A 1,026-nucleotide genomic window follows, 5' to 3' on the forward strand; every position below is an offset into this window, starting at 1 on the left:
GAGGTAGAATCATCGCTATCTCATCACATAGATCAGTGGAAAAATAATAATCCAGGCTAAATCAACCATGTGCCAGTAACACGCACCTGCCTCCAAACCCGCATATTGCTTAGCAGAATACGCCCCAAAGTAAGACCTGGTTAGTACCCACAGCAAACCAGCCATCCCAAAAAACACATGCAGCAGATGATTGAAGGTCAGGTAGTAATAAACGCTAAAGTAGAGATTAGTTTCGACTCCAATGCCGTTAAGCTCATTAAATTTATACTCCCAAGCTTTCACTAGGCAGTATCCCACTGCGCACGCTAAGGTTAGCCATATCCAACGTCGGCTCTCTTGCGCTTTATCAAGGCGAATCGCTCTTACTGAACGGGCAATAAAGTAACTACTCGTCAGTAAAATAAAGGTATTCAAAATACCGGCGCTGGTATTAAGACTTAAGGGGCCGGTTTTGAATAGCTCCGGGTTATGAACTTTGGCAACGATATAGAGGATAAAGAACAAGCCAAATTCAAATAACTCTGCAAAGACCAGAACCCATATAGCGATATCACCGGGAACATGTTTCCCTGCACTTACTTCCTGCTCAATGCTCATAGGTTTATTTTCGCTAGCGCCCTAGAAATAGGTCATGACCAAGCGTTCAATGGCAGCCAGAGTTTCGGTCTCGTCGGTTAAAGGTTGAGCCAAGCACGATAAACACGCCTCGCGAGCATTCAGCCCTGACTTAATCATCTTGGCGGTATAAATCAGCAGCCTGGTCGATGCCGCTTCTTCCAAGTCATAGTCTTTTAGGCGACGTAAATCCCCACCCAGGCTAACCAGCTTCTTGGCGGTATCTTTGTCGATATTGGATTCCTGACAGATGATTACCGTTTCCCGTTCTGCCAAGGGGTATTCAAACTCCATCGCAACAAAGCGTTGGCGGGTACTTGGCTTCAGCCCCTTCATTACGTTCTGGTAGCCAGGGTTATAAGAGATCACCAACATAAAGTCAGGATGAGCAATAATTTCTTCGCCCGTACG

At 45.8% G+C, this 1,026-nt stretch carries 2 protein-coding genes; both read right to left on the reverse strand.

All coding sequences use genetic code 11. The features are described from left to right. Positions 1–15 precede the first annotated feature (15 nt). Positions 16–597 (reverse strand): cytochrome c oxidase subunit 3 family protein, encoded by a 582-nt coding sequence (locus A3766_RS27595; protein WP_068514311.1) that lies wholly within the window; start codon positions 595–597, stop codon positions 16–18. Positions 598–618: 21 nt separating this feature from the next. Beyond that, the coding region (locus A3766_RS27600) for a CbbQ/NirQ/NorQ C-terminal domain-containing protein (RefSeq protein ID WP_197479798.1) at positions 619–1,026 on the reverse strand (408 nt) is incomplete at its 5' end.

This window comes from Oleiphilus sp. HI0132, assembly GCF_001635845.1.